This window comes from Halorarius halobius (assembly GCF_024298865.1).
Classification (GTDB): domain Archaea; phylum Halobacteriota; class Halobacteria; order Halobacteriales; family Haloarculaceae; genus Halorarius; species Halorarius halobius.
This window is the reverse complement of record NZ_CP101161.1, coordinates 252,828-278,045: the sequence shown is the minus strand read 5'-3', so window position 1 is coordinate 278,045 and position 25,218 is coordinate 252,828. Positions and strand designations below refer to the sequence as shown.

At 71.1% G+C, this 25,218-nt stretch carries 24 protein-coding genes; 8 read left to right on the top strand and 16 right to left on the bottom strand.

Annotation, left to right across the window (positions count from 1 at the left end):
• Positions 1 to 26 precede the first annotated feature (26 nt).
• From NL112_RS01365 to NL112_RS01355, 3 genes are read right to left on the bottom strand one after another with little or no spacing between them, the layout of a single operon-like run.
• Complete coding sequence (locus tag NL112_RS01365) at positions 27 to 389, bottom strand: DUF8048 family protein (protein WP_255150832.1); 363 nt, start codon at positions 387 to 389, stop codon at positions 27 to 29.
• Positions 386 to 640, bottom strand: coding sequence for a MoaD-like domain-containing protein (locus tag NL112_RS01360; RefSeq protein WP_350356184.1), 255 nt, complete (start codon positions 638 to 640; stop codon positions 386 to 388). The genes NL112_RS01365 and NL112_RS01360 overlap by 4 nt, the downstream gene beginning before the upstream one ends.
• A complete protein-coding gene (locus NL112_RS01355; protein ID WP_255150830.1) occupies positions 640 to 918 on the bottom strand; it encodes a ubiquitin-like small modifier protein 1 in 279 nt (92 codons plus the stop codon). The genes NL112_RS01360 and NL112_RS01355 overlap by 1 nt, the downstream gene beginning before the upstream one ends.
• Positions 919 to 997: 79 nt before the next feature.
• Between NL112_RS01355 and NL112_RS01350 the strand changes: the two genes are divergently transcribed.
• Entirely contained in the window at positions 998 to 1,798 is an 801-nt protein-coding gene (locus tag NL112_RS01350) for an N-acyl homoserine lactonase family protein (protein ID WP_255150829.1), read from the top strand.
• Positions 1,799 to 1,859: 61 nt separating this feature from the next.
• Complete coding sequence (locus tag NL112_RS01345) at positions 1,860 to 2,339, top strand: DUF8159 domain-containing protein (RefSeq protein WP_255150828.1); 480 nt, start codon at positions 1,860 to 1,862, stop codon at positions 2,337 to 2,339.
• Between the two features lie 2 nt (positions 2,340 to 2,341).
• Here the strand turns inward: NL112_RS01345 and NL112_RS01340 are convergent, their stop codons facing one another.
• The 6 genes from NL112_RS01340 to arcS all read right to left on the bottom strand — a co-directional run bounded on the left by NL112_RS01340 (position 2,342) and on the right by arcS (position 13,958).
• Entirely contained in the window at positions 2,342 to 3,397 is a 1,056-nt protein-coding gene (locus NL112_RS01340; RefSeq protein ID WP_255150827.1) for a CARDB domain-containing protein, read from the bottom strand.
• A complete protein-coding gene (locus NL112_RS01335; protein WP_255150826.1) occupies positions 3,397 to 4,602 on the bottom strand; it encodes a dockerin type I domain-containing protein in 1,206 nt (401 codons plus the stop codon). Before NL112_RS01335 ends, NL112_RS01340 begins: the two co-directional genes overlap by 1 nt.
• 2 nt (positions 4,603 to 4,604) lie before the next feature.
• Complete coding sequence (locus NL112_RS01330) at positions 4,605 to 10,988, bottom strand: PKD domain-containing protein (RefSeq protein ID WP_255150825.1); 6,384 nt, start codon at positions 10,986 to 10,988, stop codon at positions 4,605 to 4,607.
• 235 nt (positions 10,989 to 11,223) lie between these two features.
• Entirely contained in the window at positions 11,224 to 11,616 is a 393-nt protein-coding gene (locus tag NL112_RS01325) for a DUF7971 family protein (protein WP_255150824.1), read from the bottom strand.
• Between the two features lie 39 nt (positions 11,617 to 11,655).
• Complete coding sequence (locus NL112_RS01320) at positions 11,656 to 12,099, bottom strand: hypothetical protein (protein ID WP_255150823.1); 444 nt, start codon at positions 12,097 to 12,099, stop codon at positions 11,656 to 11,658.
• Positions 12,100 to 12,203: 104 nt separating this feature from the next.
• A complete protein-coding gene (gene arcS, locus NL112_RS01315; RefSeq protein WP_255150822.1) occupies positions 12,204 to 13,958 on the bottom strand; it encodes an archaeosine synthase subunit alpha in 1,755 nt (584 codons plus the stop codon).
• An 81-nt stretch (positions 13,959 to 14,039) separates the two neighbouring features.
• On the opposite strand from arcS, the gene NL112_RS01310 reads away from it, so the two are divergent.
• On the top strand, positions 14,040 to 15,362 hold the full coding sequence (locus NL112_RS01310; RefSeq protein WP_255150821.1) for an outer membrane protein assembly factor BamB family protein: 1,323 nt from the start codon (positions 14,040 to 14,042) through the stop codon (positions 15,360 to 15,362).
• Here the strand turns inward: NL112_RS01310 and tgtA are convergent, their stop codons facing one another.
• The 5 genes from tgtA to NL112_RS01285 all read right to left on the bottom strand — a co-directional run bounded on the left by tgtA (position 15,363) and on the right by NL112_RS01285 (position 19,525).
• Positions 15,363 to 16,856, bottom strand: a complete 1,494-nt coding sequence (gene tgtA / locus NL112_RS01305; protein WP_255150820.1) for a tRNA guanosine(15) transglycosylase TgtA — start codon at positions 16,854 to 16,856, stop codon at positions 15,363 to 15,365.
• A gap of 46 nt (positions 16,857 to 16,902) precedes the next feature.
• A complete protein-coding gene (locus NL112_RS01300) occupies positions 16,903 to 17,253 on the bottom strand; it encodes a hypothetical protein (RefSeq protein ID WP_255150819.1) in 351 nt (116 codons plus the stop codon).
• Between the two features lie 42 nt (positions 17,254 to 17,295).
• Entirely contained in the window at positions 17,296 to 17,985 is a 690-nt protein-coding gene (locus NL112_RS01295) for a helix-turn-helix domain-containing protein (protein ID WP_255150818.1), read from the bottom strand.
• Between the two features lie 93 nt (positions 17,986 to 18,078).
• A complete protein-coding gene (locus NL112_RS01290; RefSeq protein WP_255150817.1) occupies positions 18,079 to 18,354 on the bottom strand; it encodes a HalOD1 output domain-containing protein in 276 nt (91 codons plus the stop codon).
• Between the two features lie 70 nt (positions 18,355 to 18,424).
• The gene (locus NL112_RS01285) at positions 18,425 to 19,525 is read right to left on the bottom strand and encodes a pyridoxal phosphate-dependent aminotransferase (protein ID WP_255150816.1); all 1,101 of its coding nucleotides are present in this window, start codon (positions 19,523 to 19,525) and stop codon (positions 18,425 to 18,427) included.
• A 98-nt stretch (positions 19,526 to 19,623) separates the two neighbouring features.
• Between NL112_RS01285 and NL112_RS01280 the strand changes: the two genes are divergently transcribed.
• Both NL112_RS01280 and NL112_RS01275 read left to right on the top strand, forming a co-directional pair.
• The gene (locus tag NL112_RS01280) at positions 19,624 to 20,157 is read left to right on the top strand and encodes a CinA family protein (protein WP_255150815.1); all 534 of its coding nucleotides are present in this window, start codon (positions 19,624 to 19,626) and stop codon (positions 20,155 to 20,157) included.
• Between the two features lie 37 nt (positions 20,158 to 20,194).
• Positions 20,195 to 20,719, top strand: coding sequence for a metal-dependent hydrolase (locus tag NL112_RS01275; protein ID WP_255150814.1), 525 nt, complete (start codon positions 20,195 to 20,197; stop codon positions 20,717 to 20,719).
• Here NL112_RS01275 and NL112_RS01270 read toward each other — a convergent pair.
• A complete protein-coding gene (locus NL112_RS01270) occupies positions 20,713 to 21,462 on the bottom strand; it encodes a PHP-associated domain-containing protein (RefSeq protein WP_255150813.1) in 750 nt (249 codons plus the stop codon). The two genes, NL112_RS01275 and NL112_RS01270, sit on opposite strands and share 7 nt — an antisense overlap.
• Positions 21,463 to 21,561: 99 nt before the next feature.
• On the opposite strand from NL112_RS01270, the gene NL112_RS01265 reads away from it, so the two are divergent.
• The 3 genes from NL112_RS01265 (at position 21,562) to NL112_RS01255 (ending at position 23,288) form a co-directional block, all read left to right on the top strand.
• Positions 21,562 to 21,906 (top strand): SHOCT domain-containing protein, encoded by a 345-nt coding sequence (locus NL112_RS01265; RefSeq protein WP_255150812.1) that lies wholly within the window; start codon positions 21,562 to 21,564, stop codon positions 21,904 to 21,906.
• A 64-nt stretch (positions 21,907 to 21,970) separates the two neighbouring features.
• Positions 21,971 to 22,276: a DUF7565 family protein gene (locus NL112_RS01260; RefSeq protein ID WP_255150811.1), complete on the top strand. Its 306-nt coding sequence runs from the start codon at positions 21,971 to 21,973 to the stop codon at positions 22,274 to 22,276.
• Positions 22,277 to 22,394: 118 nt separating this feature from the next.
• Positions 22,395 to 23,288 carry a hypothetical protein gene (locus NL112_RS01255; protein WP_255150810.1) on the top strand — a complete coding sequence of 298 codons (894 nt, stop codon included), beginning with the start codon at positions 22,395 to 22,397 and terminating at the stop codon, positions 23,286 to 23,288.
• Between the two features lie 3 nt (positions 23,289 to 23,291).
• Here NL112_RS01255 and NL112_RS01250 read toward each other — a convergent pair whose 3' ends face one another.
• Complete coding sequence (locus NL112_RS01250) at positions 23,292 to 25,208, bottom strand: bacterio-opsin activator domain-containing protein (protein WP_255150809.1); 1,917 nt, start codon at positions 25,206 to 25,208, stop codon at positions 23,292 to 23,294.
• Positions 25,209 to 25,218: the final 10 nt, after the last annotated feature.

Here is a 25,218-nt window from a genome sequence, read left to right as displayed (position 1 = left end):
GGAGGTGGGCCCCCGGCGGAAAAACACTACCGCCCGACGACGGCGACCTCGCGGAGGTCGAGCGCGGTCTCGAACTCCTCGCGGCGGTCGGCCGAGCGACCGGCCCACAGCAGTTGCTCGCGGTGGGCGCGCGCGACCGCCTCGTGCTCGCGGCGGCCCAACTCGAGGGCCGAGCCAACCTGCTCCCAGTGGCCCCGTTCGACGAAGAACGCCTCCCACGCGTCGGTTTCGAGCGCGCGCTCGTAGCCGGCCCGGTAGTCGTCGCGGCGGGCGGCGAGATACGACTGCACGTCGTCGAGCAGTCGCGGGAGCGCCGCCGGCCCGACGCTGGCGCGGGCCGTCGCCAGCATCAGCGGTTCGCCCTCGATGGGGTGGTCGGTCCCGGTCACCCGCCCGCCCGCATCGCCTTGCGGGTGAAGTCCTCGACGAGCGGTTCGACCGCCGACGCCTCCCCCTCGAAGACGACGGTCACCTCGGTCAACTCGATGCTTCCGGCGGCTTTCACCTTCTCCGAGGAGAGGGTCGCCGTCCAGTCGTCGCCCTCGACGCGGTCGTCGCTCACCGCCTCGCCGCCGAGATTCGAGAGGTAGTTGCGCGCGAGTCGCTGTGAGATGCCGCGGAACGACTTCTGCTCGCGCATCATCCACCCGCGACCGGCGGGAACACGCTGAGGCTGTCGCCGTCGGCAAGCGGCGTCTCGGTCCCCTGCATGTGGACTACCTCGCGGCCGTTCTTGAGCACGCTCAACTGCGGGCGGATGCTCCCGTCGTCGGCGAGTATCTCGCCTTCGAGGTCGGGCCACTCCGACTCGATGGCCCGGAGGACGTCGCCGACGGTGCCCGCCTCGAACTCCCGCTCGACGGTCTTCGCGCCGACGGCCTCCCGGAACGTGGCGAAGAACCGCAACTCGATGCGCATGCACCTACTGGGAGTGCCACCCGATAAAGCCTGTCGGGGGTCGCGACACGACTTTCACCTATCGGCTCCCGATTCCGGCATGGACACCACGGTCCACCTGCTCGACCGCGGCACGATGGAACTCGACCTGAACTACCCGCTTGAGGGCGCGGTCACGGCGACGGCGTCGAACCCGAACCCCGACGCCGTCCGCGCGGAGGGGCCGGTGTTCAACCTCCTCGTCGACCACCCAGCCGGAACCCTCCTGTGGGACACCGGCTCCCACCCCCGGGCGGGCGCGGGCCACTGGCCCGCCGAGGTGTACGACACCTTCACCCACCGCGACGCCGACGAGCACCCACTCCCCGCGGCGCTCGAGGAGGTGGGCTACGACCTCGCGGACGTCGACCACGTCGTCCAGTCGCACCTCCATCTCGACCACGCGGGCGGCCTCCACAACTTCGCGGGCACCGACGTGCCGGTGTTCGTCCACGAGCGGGAGTTGAAACGCGCCTACTTCGCCGCCGCGACCGGACGGGACGCCGCCTACATTCGCGGCGACTTCGACCACGACCTGAACTGGGCCCCGCTGTACGGCGACGGCGGCCTGCTGTTCGACGGACTGGAGTGGCTCCACCTCCCGGGGCACACCCCCGGCCTCGTCGGCCTGCTCGTGGAGGGTGGCACCGCCGACGGCCGCGACCTGTTCGTCGTCGGCGACCAGGCGTACAGCGCCGCCAACTACGAGGACGGCCACCCGATGGGCCGCGACCTGCTCCACTCGCGGCCGGACTGGGAAGCGAGCCTGCGGCGGTGCCGCGACGTCGAGCGTCGGCGCGACCCACTCGTCGTCTACGGCCACGACCCCGAGCAAGTCGACCGACTCCCGGACGTGCTGTGACCGGGCGACCGCCTCGCCCGGGCGAACACTCATGTCGGTCAGACGCCTGCGTACTGACAGGATGCGACGCCGGAGCTTTCTCGTGGGGTGTGGGGTTGCGCTCGCGGGGTGTGCCGGGGGGTCGACCGAGACGCCCACGCGAACGCCGTCACCGACGGCGACGCCGGCGCCCCAGCGGTCGACGCCGGGCGGTTCACGCGAGTCGTTCGCGGCGTATCTCGACGCCCGCGGCGTCACCGTGGCGTCGCTCGGCGGGTCGGGCGGGACGGTCACGCTCCGCTACGAACCGGCCGGTGGCGACTACGACCAGTTGAGCGCCGAGATCGGGCAGATAGCCGGCGGCTTCCTGCGCGAAGTCGAGGAGGGGTGGGACGTCGACCGCCTCGAGGCCACCATCGTCCGCGGCGACGGCACGGCCGTCGCCCGCTGGCACGTCCGGTCGGCGTGGCTCGACGCGTACCGTGCCGGCGAGATAACGGGTCGAGAACTCTCCTTCCGCGTGCTCGACTCGCTAGAGCGGGTCGGGCCGACGCCCACTTAGACTTAGCGCCGGGCCGCGAGTCCCGCGGCGACCAGCGCCGCCAGCAGGACCGCCAGCACACCGAACCCGGGCTGGGCCGCGCCGCTCGGCGTCTGCTCGGTCGGGGAACTGGTCGGCGACGCACTCGCCGTCGGCGTCGCGCTCGCGGTGGGCGTCCCTGGGACTGGCGTCGCACTCGGGGTCGGCGTGGCGGTCGGCGCCGAGCCGTCGTCGGTCACGGTGACCGTGCCGGCGGTGACGCCGCCGAACGCCACCTCGTACTCGCCGGGCGCGTCGAACGTCGTCGTCACCGACCCGCTCCGCGTCTCGCCCGCGGGCACATCGAGCAGGCGGCTGGTGCCCGTGTCGCTCCCGTCGATGGACAGCGCGAGGTCGACCGAGCCGTCGGCGTCGCCGGTGTTCTCGGCGGTCGCGGAGACGGTCACGGATTCGCCGACCGTCACCTCGGTCGCCGACAGCGACGCCGACGTGACCGACACGTCCGCGGTGCCCGAGGCGGTTCCGGTGGTGCCGCCGGCGGAACCGCCCGTGTCGCCGGAGGTGCCGTCGGTCCCGTCGGTGTCGTCACCCGGGTCGTTGGGCCCGCTCGAGGTGACCGTTATCGACTCGCCGGTCGTCGTGTTCGACAGCGCGTCGCCGTCCGCGTCGGTCAGCGTCTCGACGCTCGCGTCGAGCGTGCTCGACCCCGCGGAGTCGCCGTCAACCTGGAGCGCCGCGAGCGTCACCGTCCCGTTCGGCCCGGGGTACTCGCCGGTGTAGCCGACGATGCGGAGCACGCCCGGCGCCGGGGTCGACGTCTCCACGTCGAACGTCGAGGTACCGCTTGCCGTCACCGAGACGACCGACGGGTCGTAGCTGACGTTGACCGTGAACGAGCCGACGCCGTCGGGGTCGGCCACGTCCGAGACGACGAGGCTGGCGGATGCGGTGCCGCCGACCGCGACGGCGTTCGGAGCGTCGACGCCGACCGTCGGCGTCGACTGGGTGCCGGCCGCGAGGCCGACGCCGGCGGTCACGAGCGCGAGCACGCAGACCAGCGCGAGGATGCGGTCACGCATCAGTCCGCCCTCCGGTAGTCCGCGTCACGATTACCTTGCTCGTACTGGGCGACGAGCATCGCGTCGACCGCGGTGACCTCGCCGTCGCCGTTCACGTCGGCGTAGCCGGTCGCCACGCCGCCGCCGGCGACCACCTCGGCGATGCGTCTGGCGTCGCCCGCGTCGACGGTGCCGTCGCCGGAGGCGTCGCCGGTCGCGTAGCCCTCGAGCGAGAGCGTCACGTCGTGCGGTCCGGGGCCGGTCGTCTCGACCAGCAGGGTGCCGTCCTCGGCGGTCGTCACCGGCGTCGGGGTGCCGTCGACCGTCGCGGAGACGCCGGCGAACGACCCCGGTATCTCGGGGGGTGGCGCGACCCCGACGACGCTCGTCCCGTCGTCGCTGTCGACGACGACGGAGAGTTCGAACGTCGTCGGCCGCGTCGCGTCACCGGCCTGCGTCGTCTGCCGGACGACGCTGTCGGCCGCCACGGAGCCGTTGGCCGTCGTGGCGAGCACCCGCGGGGCGACCAGCGAGTCGGGCGCGACGAACGAGACGTTCGCCTCGTCGCCCGGCGCCACGTCGACGCTCACCGACGGCAAGGCTCGGCCCGCCGCAGTGGCGCCGACGGCGTACGAGCCTTCGACGACTGACAGCGAGAGGTCGCCACCCGTCCGCTCGGTGCCGTCGACGTCGACGGCGGCTCCGGTCATCGTCGCCCCGGCGCCGTCAGTCACCTCGACGTTGAGCGTGCCGACGCCCAGCGCCGTCGCCGTCACCGCGTCGCGGACGTTGTTCGGCTCGTTGTACAGCGGCCGGACGTCGGCCTCGACGGTCCGGTCGCCCGCCTCGTCGACGACGAGCGTGAAGGCGTAGGTCCGCGTCTCCCCGGCGGGCACCTCCTCGCCGTACACGTACAGCGACTGCCCGCTCCGGTAGCTGGCGTTCTGCACCGAGTAGGTCCGCTCGGCACCCGACGCCTCGACGTGCGGGTCGGGCGACGGCGCGGACAGCGAGGTGCCCAGCGGCACCTCGACGATGGGGCTGAACAGCACGTCGTCGCTCGCGGTGTTGTCGACGACGACGCGCACCTCGTTCTCGCCGACCTTGAACTGGTCGGGCAACTCGACCGTCGCGCCGAACGCCGGCGGGGTCGACCCGACGGCCACGAGGGGCGCGACGGCGGCGAGCAGTACCACGGCCGCACAGACGATAGTGAATCTCCGCATTCTCAGGCACCTCCGGTGTTCGCGTCGTACTCGTCGGCGTCGACGAGTTGGTCGTTCTCGACGCCGACGACGAGTTGGCCCGTGCCGGTGGCCTCGACGGTCACCTGTATCGGCGGGCCGGCGTCGCGCAACGTCTGTAACTCGCTGTCGGTGAGCGACAGCGTCCGCCGCGGCGTCGTCTCGTCGACCGACAGCGTCCGGTTGACGAGGTCGGGGTTCGCCGCGGTGCCGAACCGCACCGTCACCGACTGGTCGGGCGCGGCGCCGTCGACGCCGAGCGTCAACAGCGCCTCGATGGCGACGGCGCTCGCGCGGGTGTACCCCCACGAGCCCTCGGCGTCGTAGGTGCCGACCAGATAGGCGGTCCCGGCGGCGACGGTGTCGTTCGTCGCGGCTAGTCCGGTCTCGTTGAGCGCCAGCACCGCGTAGCCGGTCGTCTCGCTGGTCGTCCCGGTCGAGCGCCACGACCCGGAGCGGGTCTCCGTCCACGCGCCGGCGTCGTCGCCGCTCGCCCCCTGGTTGGCGACGAGCCACGCGACGCCCGCGTCGACGGCGTCGTTCACCGCCGGGGTGTCCTCGCCGGAGACCGAGAGGCCCCACAGGGCGAGTGCCGTCGACATGGCGTTGCTCTCGTCGTCGCCCCACGAGCCGTCGGCGCGTTGCGAGGCGACGAGATACGCGGTGGCGTTCGCACGCAGGCGGTCGGCCGCCGCGGTCGCGGAGGCGTTGAACGGGCCGGCGCGGTCGAGCGCGACCAGCGCGAAGCCCGTCATCGCGTCGTCGTCGTCGAAGTAGTGCTTGTCGTTGGCCAGCCGGCCGTCGGCCGCCTGATTCGATTCGAGCCAGAACACCGTCTCGTTGACGTTCACCGCCGAGAGGTCCGCGCTGACGCCCGGTCGCGCCCCCTGTACGGGGTCGTTGGCGACCGAACTCGTGCCGAACAGCGCGTACGCCGTGTAGTACATGTCGCCGCTGGGGTCGTTGCCCCACATGCTCCAGGCGCCGTTGTCGTGCTGGGCGTCCTCGCCGGTCGAGAGCCGCTCGACGCCGACCGCGATGCTGTCGTTCGTCCGTTGCTCGTCGTAGCCGCCAGGTGCGGGGTTCTCGCGGTAGTACTTGTCCGTGTTCAGCGCCGTCAGCATCGGCGAGGTGGTCTGCTCGACACAGCCGTGCGGGTAGTCGAACAGGTAGTCGAGGCCCGCCAGCGTCCGGCCCTGCGGGCCGAGCTGTGCGGTCAGCGACAGCGAGTGGTCGAACGTCGTCTCGTTGCGCACGTCGAGGGTGGTCGTCCGGGTTCCGCTGTCGGTCACGGCGACCGAACCGCTGTCCTCGACGCGGACCCGCGGCGTGATGACCGACACGGAGACGTTGCCGCCGTCGGTCTGGTCGCGGGAGGCCGCCGAGACGCCGACCTCGTACGGGCTCCCGTCGCTCTCGTTGACCGCACGGACTTCCCAGCGGTAGCGGACGTAGCTGTCCGTGACCGCGCGCTGGTCGACCGGGTAGCGGTCCGTCAGTTCCAGCCCGTCGGGAAGCGATAGCGACGCGTTCTGGTCGGCGGCGAAGTTCGACCGCCCCGTCGCGTACACGTAGAACGTCCCGCCGCGCTCTATCTCAGAGGGGGCGTCCGGGCCGCTGAGACGGAACGAGAACGCTTCCGTGTCGGTGACGTCGGTGTCGACGTTGTACGCCTGCGAGGGGTCGTCGGTGACGTTCACGACGACGCGGTGGCGACCGGCCGGGAACGTGTGGTTCCGCGTGGTCTCGTAGTCGCGGCGGGGGTCGATGGACGGCACCGACAGCGTGACGTTCATCGAGCCGTCGCCGTAGTCGAGCGTCGCCTCGTGGCTCGGACTCGGGAGGTTGCCACGGTTGTAGAACCGCACCTCCACCTCGGTCGGCTCGTCCGTGATGGAGTTGTACGGCACGTACACGTACGCCACGAGGTCGCTGTAGCCGACCTCGGTGGCGTTCTCGGCGACGTTGTTCGTCTCGTCGCTCTCGGCGACGGCGTCGGCGGGGTCGGCGGTCGCCACGAGGTCGACCCGCGGCCGCGACCCGGAGACGTTACCCTCCGCCCAGTCGGTGAACTCGACTGTCGTCGTCGCCGACTCGCCGGGGGCGAGGTCGCCCAGCGTCCGGTCGAACGACGTCTCGGCGGTCCGGTAGTAGCTGACCCGGGCGCTGGCGTTCAGCCGCACCGCGACGCCGCGTGCGGTGTCGGTGCCGTCGTTCGTGACCGTGACGTTCGCGGTCACCCCGTCGGTGAGTCGCTGGGTGCCGTTGGCCGCCACCTCGACGGTCAGGTCCGGCGCCTCGCGGACGAACACGTCGACTGTCGTCGTGTTCGCGTTGCCGCTCTCGTCGGTCACCGTCACGTTCACCGCGTGGGTGCCGCCGGTGGCGAACGACAGCGTCGCCGTCGGGTCGGCCGTCGTCACCGGCGCGCCCGAATCGGGCGCGAACGTGTAGGTGGCGATGCGGTGGTTGTCGGTCGAGTTGCTCGCGTTCACGACGAAGTCGGCGCCGGTCGCCACCGAGTCGGGGGCGCCCGCCCGGGCGACGGGTGGAATCCGGTCGACCACGTCGACGGTCGTCTCGGCGGCGAACAGTCGCCGCTCGCCGTCGTCGCTGGCGACGACGCGGGGTGTGCGTTCCCCGAGCGGCCCGGCGTAGGTGTAGTTCGTGTCCGTGTCCGGGTGGCTCGTCGACGCCTCGAACTGGCCGTCGCCGTCGAGGTCCCACGAGTAGAACGCCGGCGTCGGACCCGTGACGTTCCGGAGCCGGAACGTGACGTTCGTGACGTTGGCGTCCGCCGTCGTCGGCACGGCGACGAGGTCGCCGGTCGGCTGGCTGATGGTCACGGTCGTCGTCTCGGTCGCAAGTAGCGAGCCGCCGGCGTCGTACACGTTCACCCGCGCGGTGTAGGTTCCCGCCGCGCCGTAGACGTGGGTCGCGTCGGCGTCGGGGTGGGTCGTCCGGTTCGTCGCACCGTCGCCGAACGTCCACCGGTACTCGTCGGGCGTGGTGCCGCTCGTGTTCGTCAGCGAGAGCGTCACCTCGGTCGCGTTCGCGTACGCCGGCTCGGGCGTGGCGACGAGGTCGCCGTCGAAGCCGCCGGTCGCCTCGGCGGTCCGTATCGCGTAGATGGCGCGGTCGCTCACGACGTTGGAGCCGGCGCGGACGAACAGGCTCCCGTTGGCGACGGCAGGCGCGACGTACACCGGCTTCGGCGTCGGGATGTAGTCACAGCTCCGCGAGGTGTAGTTGTAGTCACACCGCTCCGTCATCCCGAGGTCGTAGTACCACTGCTGGGCGCCCGTCGCCAGGTCCAGCGAGTACACCGAGGCGTTCGTCGTCGCGAGATAGACGCTGTTCCCGGCCACGGCGGGGGCGCCCGACACCGGGCCGCTGGCGTTGAACTCCCACACCAGTTCGCCGGTGTCGCGGTCGAGCGCGCGGACGCCGCCGGGGATGCCCGCGGAGGCTTCGGCGGTCCAGCCCTTGCCGACGACGACGAGATTCTCGGTCACGGCGGGGGAGCCGTCGACGCCGACGTACCCCTCGGCCCCGGACCAGAGTTCGGTGCCCGTTTCGAGGTCGTAGGCGTACGTGGGCGTGCCGTCGCCCGCGAGGTAGACGACGCCGTCCGCGATGGCCGGTGCGGCACCGTCGTAGTTGTATCCAAGCGAGTGGTTCCAGAGATGTTCCCCGGTCGTGAGGTCGAACGCGTACACGTAGCCGGGGTCGCTGTCGCCCCAGCCCTGGGTGACGACGACCGTATCGTTGGCGACTGCGGGCGGCGACCGGACCTGGCTCGCGTGCCGGTCCTGGAGGTCGTCGCGCCACAGTTCGGCGTGGCTCCCGCCGGTATCGACCACGAACACGCTGTCGCTGACCGCGGAGGTGACGACGAGCCTGTCGCCGACGACCTTCGGTTCGGCCACCGCGATGCCGTCCGCGAAGAACCCGTTCCACTCGGCCGGTCGGGAGACGTTCCAGAGCTCGTCCCCGGTGGTGGCATCGAGCGCGTACACGATTTCGTAGGTGGTGTTCGCGCTGGAGTCGTTCCAGAACGCACCGACGTACGCGACGCCGTCGACGACGGTCGGCGCGGAGGTCAGGTCGAACCGCTCCCCGTCGTCGCGCAGACTGTACCCGGGCGGCTGGAGGTAGTTGCTCCACTCGAGCGTGCCGGTTCCCGCGTCGTACGCGAGCACGCTGGGGTCCTCCGTGGAGACGACCATTCCGTTCCAGACGGCCGGGGCGAGCGGTTCAGCCGCGAGGTTGCTCGCGTTCCAGACCGTCTCGACCGGCGCCGCGGGCCCGCGCGCGGAAGCGTTGTAGCCGCTGTTGGCCGCGTCGAAGTGGAACTGGGGCCACGCGCCGCCCACCGGCTCGACGGCCGACTGCACGCTGACAGTCACCGTGTCCGAGGCCGTCGCGCTGTCGTTGTCGACGACGGTCACCGTGGGGTCGTAGACGCCGGCCGTCGCGTAGCTCGTGGTCACGCTGTCGGTCGGCGGCTGGGTCGTCGTGTCGACGATACCGTTGCCGTCGAGGTCCCAGCGGTACTCCACGATTGAGCCGTCGGGGTCCAGCGAGTCCGAGGCGTCGAGCCGCACCGCCTCGCCCTCGGACACGGTCGTCCGGTTCGCGCCGAGGACGGCGTCGGGCGGCTGGTTCGACTCGCCCGCTTCCTCGACGGTGATGGTCCGAACGTGGCTGTCGGTGGCGCCGTCGTCGTCGACGGCCGTCAGCGTCGCGTTGAAGCTTCCCGCCGTCCCGTACGCGTACACGAGGTTCTCGCTCGGGTCGGCGGTCGTCGCGTCGGTGACTCCGTCGCCGTCGAGGTCCCAGCGCAACTCCATGACGGTGCCGTCGGGGTCGAACGTGTCGGTGGCTCCGAACCGGATGGGGCCGCCCACCTCGACTGTGGTCCGGTTGGGTTCGAAGTAGGCGCTGGGCGGCTGGTTCGACTCGCCCGAGCCGACGGTCACGTTCCGGATGGCGGTGAACAGTCGCGTCTCCGTCCGGTTGTACGCGGTCACGCTCGCGGTGTAGGTGCCGTTGGCCGCGTACGCGTGGACGGTCTGGTTGGTCGGGTGGGTCGTGAAAGCGCCCGACCCGTCGCCGAACCGCCACGAGTAGAAGCTCACGTTGTCGTTCACGGCCAGCGACACGTTCGTCACGCGGAACGTGACGTTCTGCGAGGCGTTCACGTCGCTCCGGTTCACCACGAGGTCGGCAGTCCCGGCCGGCAGGACGGTGAGGTTGACCGAGTCCGAGTAGAGGAGGCTGTCGGTGCCGTTCTCGGCGACGCTGACGCTGGCGCGGTAGTCGCCGGGTCGCCGGTAGCGGTGGGCCGTCTCGTTCGTGTCGGTGAGCGTTCCGGCGTCGCTCCCGTCGCCGAACGACCAGTAGTAGGTGACGTTCTCGGGGACGTTCGTCTCGTTGCGGACCCGGAACTTCGCGGGCCCGTAGCCGGCGTACACCGGCTCCTCGACGGTTACGTCGCCGCTCGCCGGCGCCTGGAAGGTCGCGGTGACGTTCCGCGGGCCGTCGACCGTGAGGTTCCGAACGACCGGTTCCGTGAGGCTCCCCTCGGGCGGGAAGACGAGCACCTGGACCGACCCGGTGAGTTCGAGTCCGGGGTCGTTCAGCGACGTGATCTGGAACGGGTAGACGTGGCCGTCGGCGGCCGTCTGATTGACCCACGTGGCGTTCGCGGCGCCGTTCCGGTGGGTGAACCCGACCGTCGCGCCCTCGACGGGGTTGCCCGCGGTGTCGTTGACGTACACGTCGACCACGTACCCCTGGGGAAGCGTCGTCTCCCCGAGGTGGACGTCGGTCGTTCCCGTCTGAATCACGCCGAGTGCGAAGATGTCGGGCGACCCGTCGCGGGGCATCTGGCCGGTGCCGTTCTTGAAATCACCCTGCGCGTACACGTTCGTGAACGTGCCGTTCGAGGGCAGTCCCAGCCTGTAGCCGCCGCTGGCGTTCGTGGTCGTGACGCCGGGGCTGTCGATGGAGGCGCGTTTCGCCCCGACGGTGTCGCCGCCGCGCGTCCCGTCGGCGCGGACGACGCTCCCGGTGACGTTCACGCCGCTCCCGCCGCCCGACGGCCCTGATTCGATAGGTGTCCCGTCGGTCGGTGTCGTGGTCGCCGTCGCCGTTATCCCCGCTGGCGTCGGTGTCGGCGTCGCTGTCGGTGTCGTGGTCGCCGTCGGTGTCGTGGTCGCCGTCGGCGTCCCCTCCTGGGTCGTCGCGGCGACGGCGTTCGTCGCGGCGCCCGAGATGGACGCGCTGACGGCGATCGGCGAGACGACCAGCAGGAAGACGAACGCGACTGCGGACGCCTGGCCGGCCGTCAGCGTCGGTGCCATCGTTCCCCGGTCGCTGTCTGCTGTGGTGAACGGTACGACTGTCTCCGGTGAAGACCCCCTCCCCCTGTCATCAGTGGTTTCACCACTCGACCAGGGCTAATAGGTGTTTCTTAATTGATATATTCTCGGCGACGCGGTGAATAAATTATACGGAGGTTGATATCACTGTGGCGGACCGGATTCGCGGTGACCCCGCCTCCAGCGCGTCGGTAGTTGCTCGGTGCCGGGTCCGAAGTCAGTCGCGGTACATATCCGACAGGCGGATGCCGTCGTCGACGATTCGGGCGTTGCGCTCGCGGTCTAGTCGCTCGGCGAGCGCCTCGTGTTCGTAGAACTGGTCGATGAGCGAGACACAGAAGTTCCGCCACGCGATGGCGTAGATGGGCGACTGGCCCCACGCCCGGAGTTCCGGTACGAAGTCGTCGTACGTCTGCGCTCGCGACTCCAGATGCTCGATGACGTCCAGCGCCGTCGCGGCGGCCTCGGCGTCGTCGTCGGCCTCGCGGATGGCGTGGTTGACGCGCCGCTGGTAGTCCTCCAGCGCCCGCTCCATGTCCTGTCCGGTCGGCCCCTCCTCGGGCAACGAGTCGAGGATGCTCTTCGGGATGGCGAGGTCGAGTTCGTCCATGCACGGGCGTGGGGGTGGCCGCGGGGAAAGGCTTCCGCCCTATCGGAGGCGGCCGACGGCCGCGCCGGCGACGACGGCGACGGTGGCCGACAGGCCGTTCGTGAGACCGACGACGGCCGCCGCCGCGAGGTTCCTGAGTAGCGACCCGGTGCTGGACGCTTCGGGAACGAGCAGGAGCACGGCGCCGAAGCCGACGAGGTAGCCGACGACTGCGAGCAGATACGTGACGGCGGCCGTCACGCCGAGGCGGTTCTCCACGTCGAGCGTCTCGGCGAACCCGTAGCCGAGGACGACGGCGCCGACGGGGACGAACAGCGCCTGCACCACGTCCATCCCGAGCAGGACGCCGGTCAGCGCGCCGGGGCCGAACCCGTCGTCGGTGAGCAGTATCGGGAGGTACTGTCGAACGCCGCGCACGACGCCGTTCAGCAGGACGAGCACCGCGATAGCCGCGTAGGGGAGGGCTGGCGAGCGGGAAGTCACGCCCGGGGGCTGTCACGCCTGGGTGTTAGGGGTACCGCTCCTCGCCGTTCGCCGCGTCGCCGCTCGCCGGTCCGAGACGCGGGTCGCGCTCGCTCCGCTCGCGCTCACCGCGTCTCGCTGTGCCGCACCTCGACGGCGACGCCCCGCGTCGACTCGGCCATCTCGGGGCCGGACATCTCGGCGCGGCCGACGGCGAAACACCGCTCGCCCTCGACGACGACTTCGTCGCCCGGGCGGATGTCGTCGCTGGCGTCCGTGACGCCCGGCGCGAGCACGCTCCCCTGCGGGACGAACGGGTCGATGTCGACCCGCTTCGTGGGCGCCTCGGAGTCGACCCACTTGTGCGCGCCCGCCAGCGTGAAGGAGAGCGTACCGTACTGCGCGACCAGCGTCGCCAGTTGCTCGCCCTCGTGGTTCACGCGCAGTTTCGGGTAGTACGCGCCCGTCCGGATGTCGTCGAACACCGCATCGCCCGCGCCGTCGCCGATGAGGTAGTCCGCGACGGCCCGCACGGTGTTGTGCTCCCGCTCGCGCTTCGAGTACTGGGAGTAGCCGTCGAGCGCCTCGGAGAGGTTCGACAGCGACGCGTCGGTCGTCGGGTGGTCCGCGACGGTGTAGGTGAACTCGACGCCCAGCGCCTCCTCGACGCGCTCACAGATGGGCCGGTAGTCGTCGGGGACGTGCGCTATCAGTTCGGGGTAGCAGTCGCCGTTGCGTTCGAGGTAGCGTTTCAGCACCTCCGCGACGAACGCGTACTCGCCTTCGGACCACTCGCCCGTGACGACGGAGTCGTAGTGCTGTGCCGGGTAGGTGAGTTCGAGTTCGTTCGGGACGACGCCGATGGGCGAGGTCATCGAGACGAGGTGGCCCCGGTAGCCGACGGCCCGCGAGAACTGCCGGTGGCTCTGTGACTCGCTGTACGGCTTGCGCGCCGAGCAGGGGACGAGCACGAGCGGCGCGTCCTCGAACCGGCACCGGTAGCGCGTCGTCACGCGGTCGGCGAACCGCTGTATCTCGGCGCGGTTCAGGGTGTCCTCGCTGGCCGCCAGAAGCTCGTTGCGCCGGAGTATCGGCGTCCGCTGCTCGACGTAGGCGTACTGCTGGTCGAGCCGTCGGAACAGCGCCGTCGTCCACGCCTCGTGGCGCGCCTGCCCCTCGACGTAGTCGCGGAGCCGCCCCCGGCGGATGCGCTGGCGCACGCGGGCCAGCTCCGCCCGCAGGGCGTTCACGTTGTGCTCGGCACAGTCCCGACGGTCGAACTCCGCGCGGGGTTGCTGGCAGGCCTCGCAGGCACAGGGGAGTTCCTCTAGGTCCTCCAGGAACTGCTCACCGTCCGTGTGGAGGTAGAACCCCTCGGTGCCACGGACGTACGCGTAGTCGGAGTCGAACAGGTCGACGCCGGCCCACGCCAGCGTCGCGGCGTTGGCGGGCGTCGCCGCGCCCGGCGCGTACAGCGCGGTGTCGGCCGGCGTCGCGTCCTTCACCGCGAGCAGGGCATCGAGGAACGCCTCGGCGTGCCCGGCGAGCCCCGCGGCCCCCGACAGCACGTAGGCGTCGGCGCCGTAGTCGGCCGCCGTCTCGGGGTTCACGACCGCGGCGCTCGGGAACTCGACGTCCGGGTAGTCGACCTGGAAGGCGTCGGCGACTTCGGGGTCGGTCCCCGCGGGGAACGCGCGGTGGCGCAGGACCGTGAGCCGGTCGTCGTCGCCCTCGGGTGCCGGCTGGTCCTCGCGCCAGAGGCTCCCGGCGTCGTGGAGCACGCCGTCCACGAGCGCCGGCGTCCGCAGGGGGTCGGCGAGGCGGAGTTCCGCCAGCCGCGCGGGGCCGTCGCGCTCGTGAACCTCGAAGTGGTCGGTCATTGCCGGTCCTCCGGCGCCGACCGTTAAGGGGCTTCCCTCTTCGGCCGATGGGCCTTTGTCGCCCGGTTCCCGAGTCGACGTATGCCCGATTCGCCCTCCATCTCCCGCCGGCAGGCGCTCGCCGCCGCGGGTCTCGCGACCACCGGCGTCGGCGGCTACGTCGCCGGCGTCCGGACTGCCGACGCCGTGCCGGACTGGCTCGCCGGCCGCGACTGTGACCCGGCGCCGTTCGTCACCGACCCGACCGACTGGCCGTTCCCCCGGCACGACCGCGCGAACACCGGCCACGCGCCGGCACGCGCCGCCCCGGACTGGCCGCTCGAACGGGCGTGGAAACGCGAGTGGCCGGTCGGCGGGGTGTCCACCACCACCGAGGTGGTCGTCGCCGACGGCGTCGCGCTCCTCGGGGTGCAGGCCGCCCCGCACGACCTCGTGTTCGCCGTCTCGCTCGACGACGGTCGGACGCTCTGGACGCGACGGGCCGACCGCGTCGGCGTGGGACAACCGTTCGCCGCCGGTGGTCTGGGGTTCGCCGCGACGGATACGGCCGGGCCGGACGGGGGGTTCGGCGCCCGGTCGCTCGCGGACGGGGCGCCGCTGTGGCACGGCGGCGTCGGCTACCACGTCCCCCGAACCGTCGCCGGGGGGCGCCTCCTCGCGTCCCGGCGACTGGCCGACAGCGACCCGGACCGGACGTCGATTCGGGCGCTCGACGCCCGCACCGGCGTCGAGTGCTGGCACACGACGGTCGACGGCTGGGCGATGGACGTGGCCGTGAGCGAGACGGCGGCCGTCTACGCGGCACACGACGCCGGCCCGGTCGCGCTCGACCCGGCGAGCGGCGAGACGCTGTGGCGCGGGGCGGCGGCCTGCGACACCGTCGCCGCCAGGGACGGCCGCCTCGTCGGGAGCCACTTCCCCGGCACGCTCCGTGCGTTCTCGCTTGCGGACGGCTCCGTCGAGTGGCACGTCGAGAGCGACCACGTCGGCGACGGCACAACCGACGACGGACAGGGCGTCGCCCGCCCGAGTTTCGAGGTGGGCGCAGTCACGCCCGACGCGGTGCTGTACACGCTCGAAGTCCACAGCGACTACCCGAGTCGCGTGCAGGCGCGCGACCTCTCGTCGGGCGACCTGCTGTGGGACGTCGGCCCCGACCCCGAACCGGGCCCGTACCACGCCTACTCCCGCCCGCTGGTCGTCGGTGACGACGTTCTCGTGGTCCGGTCGACGCGGTCGACCGACGGCCCCGACCCGGGCGACGCGCTCTTGCGTCTCGACGCCGCGACCGGCGCCGAACGGGGTCGCCTCGACCTCCCCGATGGCCGGCACGTGCTCGACGCCGTCCCCGCGGGGGGCCGCCTGTTCGTCGCCACCGACGAGCGCCTCCTCGCGTTCGCCTGACTACGCGTCGTCGCCCGGCCCGTCCTCCTCGCTGAGGTCGATGGTGTCGACGCCGTCGGGCAGGTGGTCGAGCGCGCTCGGCGGCCAGTCGAAGTGGCCGACGGTAAACGCGACGCCCGGGTTCGCCTCGGCCAGTCGCGCGACGCCGTCGGCGGCGGCCTCGTAGGCCGCCCGCTCCAGGCGGTCGGGCACCTCCGCGTTCAGGGGGTACGTCTTCGAGAGCGCACGCGGGAACGGCCCGAACGGGGGTTTCAGTCGCCAGGTCGCGTCGAACCGGCGGTTGTTCTCCCCCTCCGTCAGCAGGACCGTCTCGCCGTCGACCGGCAGGCGGTCGAGTCGGTCGTGGTGCCGGTGCACCTCCGGCCGTCGCGCGGACTCGGCGGAGACGTGGAAGAACGCGTCCTTCGTCGTCGGGTCCGTCCGTTCGAGGTGGTCGGCCTCGTCCAGGAGCGCGCGGTAGCCGTCGACCATCGCCGGGTGCGCGCGGGCCCGCTGTTCGACGAGTTCGAGCAGGGTCCCCCGCCGGAGCGCCTGCTTCACGCGCCGGAGTTCCGCGTACGTGACGTGGAGGTTGTGGCGCGCGAGCAGGTACTCGCGGCGGTCGTCCGGTTCGGCGCGGAGTTCGGTCGGCGTGTGGTCGGCACAGACCGGACACGAACAGGGGAGGTAATCGAGGTCCGCGAGATGTTCGGTCCCCCGGACCGTCAGGTAGCGGTCGTCGCGGGCGTACAGCGCGTACGCCGCCGAGTCGAACAGGTCACAGCCCGCCGCGACGGCCAAGGCGAACATCATCGGGTGGCCCGCGCCGAACAGGTGGACCGGCGCCGCGGGACCGAGTCCCCGTTTGGCCGCGGTCACCACCTCGACCATCTCGGCGTAGCGGTAGTCGTTCATCAGCGGCACCACCGCGCCGACGGGGAACACGTCGAGGTCGGTGCCGGCGGCGTGAGCGCCGGCCGCCTCGCGCAGGTCGGGGTACGTCGACCCCTGGACGGGCGCGTTGACGAGCATCTCCCCCACGTCGACGCCCTCGGCCGTCTCGAGCGCCTCCTGCGTGACCGCGAGGTCGCGTTCGGCCTGCTCGCGGGCGGCGTCGGGTGGCGTCGGGATATCGACGGGCGTGGCGATGTCGCTCCCGATGTCGTGCTGGAACTGCAGTATCTCGGGCGTGTCGACGTCGATGTCGCCGTACTCCGCGAGCTGGAACGAGCCGGAGTCGGTCATGATGGCGCCCGAGAACTCGAAGAGGTCGTGGAGTCCCTCGTCGAGCGCCCGGTCGCGGAACTCATCGCTTCCGTAGAAGATGTAGCCGTTGGTGATGAGTATCTCCGCGCCGAACTCGGCCTCCATCTCGGCGGGCGGCACCGTCTGGAGGTGTGGGTTGATGACGGGGAGGAGAGCGGGCGTCTCGACCGTGACGCCCGCGCGGGGGACCTCGAGTTCGCCGATGCGGCCGGCGGCGTCCTGGTCCCGTATCTCGAAGCGGTCGCGCATACCCCCTCTCCGCGAGTGCCGCCGGTAAGGATGTCGCTTCCGCGGCTCAGCGGTCGTCGTCGCTCTCCCCGCCGGACTGCACGTCGACGCGGGTCGGCCCCTCGTTGCTACGCCGGTCCGACCCGAGCAGTCGCTCGCGCAGGTCGTCCGCCACGGACTCGAGTTGGTTGGTGAGCGTGCCGACCTCCTCGCGGAACTCCTCGACCTCGCGTTCGACGTAGTGGACGCGCTCCTTCGGGATGCGGCGCACCACGTCGCCGTCGTCGGTCTCCTCCATCTTCACTATCCAGTGGTCCTGGAAGTACGCGACGTGTTCGTTCTCGACGGTGTGTTCGACGGTGCCCTCGCCCGGGTCGTCGTACACGATGGTCGCCGTACCGAGGTCTTCGTCTACCATACCAGAACCGACGACGGCCACGCGGGAAAAGCTGGGGGCGTCTCAGCCGCGCTCGTAGAGGATCGACAGCAGGTTCCGCTCGGCGGCCCGGACGTGCTGAGTGAACGTCGAGGCGGCGATGTCGAGCCGTTCGGCCAGCTCCTCGCCGGTCGTCTCGCGGGGGCGCTCGTAGTAGCCCGCCTCGTAGGCGGCTTCGAGCACCTCGCGCTGGCGGTCGGTGAGCCGCTCGTCGACCAACTGGTCGAACTCGTGGCTGGTGAACACCGGGCTCGTGCGCTCCGTCTCGCGTTTCGCGGTCAGTTCGGTTTCGGGGTACGTCTCGAGGAAGGCGGCGGCGACCGTCGACGCCGTCCGGTGGGGTGGCACCTCCGCGACGATGCGACCCTCGCCGTGGCGGCCCACCACGTCACGCGGGACGGCCCCGAGCTCGGCCAGTTCGAGGGCGGGACAGCTCTCCTCGACGACGAACTCGACGAACCCCTCACCCTCCCCGTCGACGAGCACCCGCGGGTCGACGCGCTCGTCATCGTCGGCCCGGTCGACGATCTCGTGGGGGTCGACGCCGTCGACGCTGAAGAACTCCGCGTACCGGCCGTCCCCGCGGGGCAACATCCTGTCCAGCAGTATTTCGCAGTCCTCGGTCGCCGAGACACCGACGAACGGGAACGGCGCGGCTGAGACGTCGAACACCAGCTCCTCGACCGTGCCCCCGGCGGTGCCAGGTCGAGCCATACTATCGGTGGTACCCGTGTCGCACTTGAGTGTACGGGAACGCCGGTCCCGTTGCGTCCGCTCGGCCGGCGGTCCGCACGGTCGCCGGTCGACTCACCGGTCGCCGCGTATCTCGATGGTGCCGTCGCTCCAGACCGTCACGTGGTGCTCGCAGTAGCAGAAGGCGAGCTTCGCGAGGCGGTCGTCGCCGTGGGGGTCGCGTATTGCCTCGAGCGCATCCGGCGGCACGGCCTCGTACAGCGGCGGCAACTCCTCGAGGCGCTGTCCGGTACACGCCGCGACGGCTTCCAGCGTCGCTACCGTGACCGACCGGTCGCCCGTACATTCGTACTGTGGGCCGTGACCGCCATCGCCCGACGACTCGCTCATGACACCACTGTGGCGTCTTGCTCCCGAACGGCAATGAATCGGATGCCACGTTATTTCGGTACCTTCCCGCTCACCTGAAATATTCCGCCAGCCGCTCTGCGGCCGCCACCGCGCGCGGCGTCACCAGCGCGAACCGTATCCAGTCGTCGTAGGCGGTGCCGAACGCCTCGCCGGGCATGCCCGCGACGCCGGCCTCGTCGATGAGCCGTTCGACGTTGTCGAGCGTCCCCGGGTAGTCGTCGAACCGGGCGAGCACGTAGAACGCCCCCTCGGGCGTGATGTAGTCGGCGCCCGCCTCGTCGAGCGCGTCGGTGAAGGCGTCGACCCGGTCGCATAACATCTCGCGGTTCCGCTCGTAGTAGTCCGGCGGCGTCTCCCGGAGCGCGTTCAGGACGGCGTGCTGGCTCGGCGCCGCGCCTGCGACGTTGACGAGCATGTGGCGGGTCCGGGCGGGGCCGACCAGTCGCTCCGGAAGCACCGCGTACCCCACCCGGAGGCCCGTGACGGCCATCGACTTCGAGAACGCGTTCGTGACGGCGACGTTCGGCGAGTCACAGCCGAGCGCCGAGAAGAACCGCCCCGAGAAGTCGAAGTGGTCGTACACCTCGTCGGAGACGAACAGCGCGTCGTTGGCCTCGGCGACGGCCGCCAGTTCGCGCTTCACCTCCTCGCCGTACACCGCCCCGGTCGGGTTGTTCGGCGAGCAGGCCACTATCAGGGCGGTGTCGTCGCCGGCCGCCTCGCGCACGTCGGCCGGGTCGAGGCGTCCGTCGTCGTCGACGGGAACGAACCGGGCGTCGGCGCCGAGCATCTCCGTCCGCCCGGAGTAGTACGGGTAGACCGGGTCGGTGAGGATGACCTCGTTCCCGGGGTGGGCCTCCAGCCCGCAGGCCATCGCCAGGTAGTTCGCCTCGCCCGCGCCGTTGGTGACGACGACCCGCTCGACGTCGACGCCGCGGCGGGCGGCTATCTCCTCGCGCAACGCGGCCAGCCCCTCGCTGGGAGGGTACTGATACTGTTCGACCGGCGCGTCGGCGAACTCGCGGAGCCCCTCGCGGAGCGGTTCGGGTGGCTCCCAGTCGGGGTTGCCGCTCACCATGTCGACGACGTCGCGGTCGGCCTCGTCCGCGTACGCCATCACCTGGAAGAACAGCGGCTCGTCGTAGCTCATGGCTCCCTCTCGACGCGCGTCCGTGTTCGGTGTTGCGTTCGACGCAGGCGGGCGTTCGACGCAGATGGATTCAAGCGCCCGGCTCCCCTCCGTCCGGTATGCGCGAGTTCGCTGCGGACCCGCCCGCCGAGGAACAGGTCGGGGACGCGCTCCGTGAGACGGACGCGACGGTCGCGACCGCCGAGTCGTGTACCGGCGGGCTCATCGGCTCGCTGTTGACCGACGTGCCCGGGTCGTCGGACTACTTCGACCGGGCGCTGTGCACCTACTCGTACGACGCGAAGATGGAACTGGTCGGCGTCGACCGGGAGACGCTCGATTCCGAGGGCGCCGTCTCCGCGCCCGTCGCCCGACAGATGGCCGCGGGCGCCCGCGACACCGCCGGGACGACGTGGGGCGTCGCCACCACTGGCATCGCGGGGCCGTCGGGGGGCACGCCGGAGAAGCCGGTCGGCACCGTCTTCGTCGGCGTCGCCTACCGCGGCGAGTGGGGCACCGGCGAGACGACCACGACCGTCGAGCGCTACGAGTTCGACGGCACGCGGCTGGAAATCAAGGAGCGCATCGCCCGACAGGCGCTTTCGGACCTGCTGTCGGCCGTCGAGCGGCGGCGGTACCGCCGGACGCGGTGACAACCCTTGTAATCCCTCCGCGTGTCGTCGCCGGTAGATGAACAAGAAGGGTCACGTACTGAACGCCGCACTGCTGGGTATCGGTCTCGGCTACGTGCTGGAGCCGTCGGGCGACGTGGAGACGTTCCGCACCATCGCGGAGGTGTTCATCCCCATTACGCTGGGCGCGCTGTTCCCCGACGTCGACACCGCGTTCGGCAAACACCGCAAGACGCTCCACAACCTCCCGGTGCTGGCGCTGTTCGTCGCGTACCCGCTGTACTTCGGCAACCTCCAGTTCGTCTGGATAGGCGTGCTTACCCACTACGTGCTCGACGTGGTGGGGAGCAAGCGGGGCATCGCCCTGTTCTATCCGGTCTGGAGCAAGGAGTTCGGCTCCCCGACGGGCGTGACCACTTCCTCGTCGTACGCCGACGCGGTGACGCTCGTGGTCACCCTGTTGGAACTCGGGGCGGCCGCGGTGCTGATTCACGTCGTGCCGGGCGCCGTCGAGTCGCTGGTGGGGTCGCTCCCGTTCGACGCGGGTAGCGCGACCAACACCACCGCGATGTTCGGTCAGTAGCAGGACACGTCGTCGAACCGGCCGTCGTAGGCGACGTGGCGGGGGTGGGTGGGTTCGGTCCCCGAGAGGAACAGGCGGTCGAGTTTCTTCCAGGTGTTCTCGTAGGCGAGGTGGGCGAACTCGGCGTGGCGACGGAGGTGGTGGCCGGTGCCGGGGCGGTGGAACACGCGCCGGGGTTCGCCCCAGCGGAACGCCGCCACCACGTCCTCCATCGTGTCGGCGGTGCCTTCGAACTCCGTCCACACCTCCCCGACGGTGCCGTGGAGGTGGGCGTACGACGACCCGAACGTCGGCAGGCCGGTCTCCGCGGCCACCTCGCGGGCCCGCTCGTTGTGTTTCCGGCGGTGTTTCGGGTTGTACGTCTCGACGCCCCGAATCGCGTCGCCGTACTCGCGTATCTCCGCGACGCCGAGGCTGACGGTGGCGAACTCCGGGTGGGGGACCAGCGCCGTCGCGTCCTGCCTGCGGAACTCGTCGAACGCGCCGTCGAGCGTGATGAAGTCCGGGACGGGCTCGGAGAGCCCGAGCGCGAGGACGTGTTTTCGGTTCCGCCAGGACCCGGTGAACACCTCGCGGGCCGGCACGACGAGCAACTCGTCGTCGGAGAACCGCTCGGCGCGGGCGCGTATCTCCGGCAAACGCCGGAAGTGGGGCGCGTACACGACGGCGTCGAGGCCGCGTCGCTTGGCCCGCTCGACCACCCGTTCGTCGAGTATCTTGACGTGTGGGTCGACCCGGAACACGCGAGCGGGTTCCGGCGGTAGCGGTTTAGCCGTTCTGATAGGGACCCGCGCGTCCGACTCACGGAACTCCTTATCACCGTTCACGTCGTAGCTGTAATCATGAGCGACTCCGACGACCTCCTCCGCATCGCGCTGGTCGTGCTCGGCGTGCTCCTGTTTGCACCCCTGCTGGTGATGGGGCTGATGATGCCGATGATGGGCTACTGGTACACCGGCGGGGGGATGGGGCCCGGGATGATGGGGTCGGGCGGCGGCCTCTGGTGGGTCGGGACGCTACTCCTGCCTCTGGTGGTACTCGGGGTGGGCGGCTACGCGCTGTACCGTCTGTTGACCGGCCGGGACGGCGGCGGGGACCCCGCAGTCCGCGAACTCCGGATGGCTTACGCCCGCGGCGACCTGAGCGACGAGGAGTTCGACGAGCGCAGGGAGCGTCTCGGTGAGTGACCGGTTTCTCAGCGGCTGAGAACCCCCCGAACCGCTTATAGGTGGGCCCGTCCACGCTCGGGGCATGTGGACGTGCGCTATCGAGGGGTGTGGCCACGAGGCCGACCGGGCGGAGGACCTGCTGGTCCACCAGGCCAGCGAGCACGACCGGCACCAGTGTGCGGTGTGTGGCACCGTCGTCCCCGACGGCTACTTCGCCATCCGGCACGCGTTCTCCGAGCACACCCGCGCCGAGTACGTCCGCGCCTACGAGGCCGACCCGGAGGACGTGCGCCACCGCGAGTCGGTGATGGAGGCCATCGAGGACGCCGTCGACATCGACGAGGTCGTCTCCCGCATCGACGGCACCCCCGACGAACCCCCGGTCTGACATCTCGCTTCACCTCCGAGGCGAAACCCGACGTTACTCCGCGCCGTCCGTCCGCAAGCCGAGCGTACCGGCCGGATGGCCGATATTAACTATCGGCGCGGGCGTCGTGGTCCGGTCCATGTCTCCCCTGCCCAGCGACCTGACGCGACGCACACTACTTCGGGCGACCGGCGGAGGCCTCGGCGTCGCCGCCGTCGGCACCGCCGCCGGCGGCACGGTCGGGGACTGCCCGGACGCGACCCGGCGCCCGGCGATGCGTCACTGCGAGACGGCCGCGACGGCCGCTTGCGCCGACGGGCATCCCGAGACCGTCCGGTTGCGTCGCCGCGTCGAGCGCTCGCTCGAACGCCGGTACGCGACCGTCGGGTCGCTCATCGAACAGGGGTTCGTCCCCTACTTCGACGTGCTTCGGACCGAGACGGGCGGCTACTCCCACTGGCTGAAGCCGGGCTACATCGGCAACGGCTCGGTCGTCGACCCCGAGCGACCGGAGGCCGTTCTCGTCGACAACCGCTGGTGGCGACCCATCGGCGTCATGTTCGTCGCCACCGACGCCGGCGAGGCTCTGGGTGAGGTACCGACCGTGTACGAGGACGACGACGAGCGGTGTTCACCGTGGCACCACCACGTCGGCCTCCCCGGCCGGTTCGCGTGGTGGAGCTACGAGAAGGCGCGCGCGATTCGTCGCGCCGACGACGGCGTCCCCACGGTCCCGTTCCCCTGCCGCACGCCCTGCATGATGCACGTCTGGACGTATCCGAACCCCAAGGGGGTCTACGCCCACCACCCCCCGCCACAGGAGAACCGGGGCGGCCCGCCGGCCGAAGACGCGGGGTTCGACACCTGGGCCACGCCCGGCGAGGACGTGCTCGACTGGGACTGTCTCCCCGACGACGTGGTCGAGGAGGCGCGACCCGACTCGCTTCCGGCGGCGGTGGACGCGAGCGCGCTGGCCGAGGAGTGGCGCGACGAGGTGGCGGAGAGTGGGCTCCTCGACCGGTTCGGCCTGTGACGTTCAGTCGGCGTCGAGGAGCCGCGAGACGATGGTGGCTTCGGCCTTTCGGAGGTGGGCGTGGAGGGTCGGGGCCGCGATGTCGAGCGACTCCGCGACCGCTTCGGCGGTGCTCTCGCGGGGCCAGGTGAAGTACCCTCCACGGTAGGCCGCCTCCAGCACCTCGCGCTGGCGGTCGGTGAGCGCGTCGAGCAGGCCGCCCGGCCTGTCGCCCCCCGAGAGCGGTCGGTCACACCGGGTGGTGGAGACGAGCGTGGCGCCGGGGAAAGCGTCCCGGACGTGGTCGACGAGGTCACGGACGTCGGCGTCGACTGGCGCCTCGATGGTGAGCCGCCCACCGTCGGGACCGACCGTCGCCGAGCGGACCGTCGCGCCCATCGGCTGGACCCGGTCGAGGAGTGCCGACTCCGTGACCACGAGTTCGACCCGTCCGCCCCCGCCGGTGGTCGTCACGACCCGCGCCTGCTCTACCCGGTCGCTCGGTGCCGTCGCGTCCCTGACCACGTCCGGGGCGGCGCCGTCGACGTCGAGGTACAGTATCCAGTTCGCCCCCGAGGCGACGTAGCCGTCGAGCGTCAGTTCACAGTCGAGTTCCGTCGCCGGGTCCTGCAGGAGGCTCCCGTCGCCGGGAACCACGAACTCGAGTTCGACGACCGCGTCGGCGAACAGCAGTTGCCGGTTCCTGGCGGCGTGGACGACGAACCCGACCGTCCGACCGAGCACGGCGAACCCTTCCCGCTCCCGCTCGGTGAACCCGTCGGGGGTCGACGCGTGGACGACCAGCGCGCCGTGGACGTGGTCGTCGTGCTGGAGCGGGACGGCCGCGACCGACTCGTCGTCGGTGCCCAGCACGGGCGACTCGCTGGACACTTCGACCTCGCCGGCGGCCAGCGCCCGGCCGACCGCGCCGTCGTCGGCCGTCGGCACCGCCTCGTCGCCCGGGAGGTCGTCGGGGGCGTCGCCGGTCACCGCGCTGGTCGTCCGTCTGACCGCGGCGTCGCTGTCGAGCGTCGGGCGGCCGATCCAGGCGAGTCGGTAGCGGTCGTCGGCCGCCAGCCGCTCGCAGACGGTCCGCTCGACGGCGTCGCGGCTGTCGGTGCCCAGAAGCACCCGGACGGTGTCCAACAGCAGTTCGTTGATGCGGTCGAGCGTCGCCAGTTCGTCGCGCCGTCGTTGGAGCGCCCGCTCGCGTTCGAGGCGGTCGGTGATGTCGCGGCCGATTCCGACCCGGTAGCTGTCCCCAGTCCGCTCGTCGGTGTACGTCGCGCCGTACAGTTCGTGGGTGATGTACTCGCCGTCCGCCGTCTCGAGGTCGACCACGTTGTGCCGGTCGGGGAGGTCGACCATGTTGGCCGCGTCCGGCGGGAGTTCGTCGGCCTCCGACGGCGCGAGGAACGACCGAGGGTCGACGTCCGCCATCTCCGCGTCGGAGTAGCCGAACCGGTCGCAGAGCTCCTCGTTCCAGGCGGCGAACGTCCCCTCGTCGTCGACGACGTACAGGACGTCGTCGAGCGCGTCGATGACGTTCTCGAAGAACCGCTTTTCCTCCCGGAGCTCTCCCTCCAACTGGTGGCGCTCGGTCACGTCGCGAACGACCCACAGCACCGCTCCATCGTCGCCTCGGCGGACTGACAGCGTCTGCTCGAACGTCGTCCCGTCGGCCCGGAGTCCCGTCGTGTCGCCCCGCCAGGTCTCGCCGTCCCTGACGACCGGGAGCACCTCATCGGCCACCGTGGCTTGTGCGTCCGGTGGGTAGAGGTCGCGCCACGGTCGGCCGACCACCTCGTCGCAGGACGCGTAGCCGAACGCCGACGCGAACGCCTCGTTCACCCGGACGACGATACCGTCCTCCGTCTGTCCGACGCCGTCCATCGATGCGTCGGCGAGGGCTCCCCACCCGATTCCCCCTCGTCGGCTCATATCCTTGTGA

Excerpts from the sequence above, each read along its gene's own strand:
- NL112_RS01335 (WP_255150826.1), bottom strand. The coding sequence starts at position 4,602 with ATGCGGAGATTCACTATCGTCTGTGCGGCCGTGGTACTGCTCGCCGCC.
- NL112_RS01360 (WP_350356184.1), bottom strand. The coding sequence starts at position 640 with ATGCGCGAGCAGAAGTCGTTCCGCGGCATCTCACAGCGACTCGCGCGC.
- NL112_RS01300 (WP_255150819.1), bottom strand. The coding sequence starts at position 17,253 with ATGGTAGACGAAGACCTCGGTACGGCGACCATCGTGTACGACGACCCG.
- NL112_RS01285 (WP_255150816.1), bottom strand. The coding sequence starts at position 19,525 with ATGAGCTACGACGAGCCGCTGTTCTTCCAGGTGATGGCGTACGCGGAC.
- arcS (WP_255150822.1), bottom strand. The coding sequence starts at position 13,958 with ATGACCGACCACTTCGAGGTTCACGAGCGCGACGGCCCCGCGCGGCTG.
- NL112_RS01280 (WP_255150815.1), top strand. The coding sequence starts at position 19,624 with ATGCGCGAGTTCGCTGCGGACCCGCCCGCCGAGGAACAGGTCGGGGAC.
- NL112_RS01345 (WP_255150828.1), top strand. The coding sequence starts at position 1,860 with ATGCGACGCCGGAGCTTTCTCGTGGGGTGTGGGGTTGCGCTCGCGGGG.
- NL112_RS01265 (WP_255150812.1), top strand. The coding sequence starts at position 21,562 with ATGAGCGACTCCGACGACCTCCTCCGCATCGCGCTGGTCGTGCTCGGC.
- tgtA (WP_255150820.1), bottom strand. The coding sequence starts at position 16,856 with ATGCGCGACCGCTTCGAGATACGGGACCAGGACGCCGCCGGCCGCATC.
- NL112_RS01330 (WP_255150825.1), bottom strand. The coding sequence starts at position 10,988 with ATGGCACCGACGCTGACGGCCGGCCAGGCGTCCGCAGTCGCGTTCGTC.
- NL112_RS01275 (WP_255150814.1), top strand. The coding sequence starts at position 20,195 with ATGAACAAGAAGGGTCACGTACTGAACGCCGCACTGCTGGGTATCGGT.
- NL112_RS01260 (WP_255150811.1), top strand. The coding sequence starts at position 21,971 with ATGTGGACGTGCGCTATCGAGGGGTGTGGCCACGAGGCCGACCGGGCG.
- NL112_RS01340 (WP_255150827.1), bottom strand. The coding sequence starts at position 3,397 with ATGCGTGACCGCATCCTCGCGCTGGTCTGCGTGCTCGCGCTCGTGACC.
- NL112_RS01310 (WP_255150821.1), top strand. The coding sequence starts at position 14,040 with ATGCCCGATTCGCCCTCCATCTCCCGCCGGCAGGCGCTCGCCGCCGCG.
- NL112_RS01295 (WP_255150818.1), bottom strand. The coding sequence starts at position 17,985 with ATGGCTCGACCTGGCACCGCCGGGGGCACGGTCGAGGAGCTGGTGTTC.
- NL112_RS01290 (WP_255150817.1), bottom strand. The coding sequence starts at position 18,354 with ATGAGCGAGTCGTCGGGCGATGGCGGTCACGGCCCACAGTACGAATGT.
- NL112_RS01255 (WP_255150810.1), top strand. The coding sequence starts at position 22,395 with ATGTCTCCCCTGCCCAGCGACCTGACGCGACGCACACTACTTCGGGCG.
- NL112_RS01250 (WP_255150809.1), bottom strand. The coding sequence starts at position 25,208 with ATGAGCCGACGAGGGGGAATCGGGTGGGGAGCCCTCGCCGACGCATCG.
- NL112_RS01325 (WP_255150824.1), bottom strand. The coding sequence starts at position 11,616 with ATGGACGAACTCGACCTCGCCATCCCGAAGAGCATCCTCGACTCGTTG.
- NL112_RS01355 (WP_255150830.1), bottom strand. The coding sequence starts at position 918 with ATGCGCATCGAGTTGCGGTTCTTCGCCACGTTCCGGGAGGCCGTCGGC.
- NL112_RS01350 (WP_255150829.1), top strand. The coding sequence starts at position 998 with ATGGACACCACGGTCCACCTGCTCGACCGCGGCACGATGGAACTCGAC.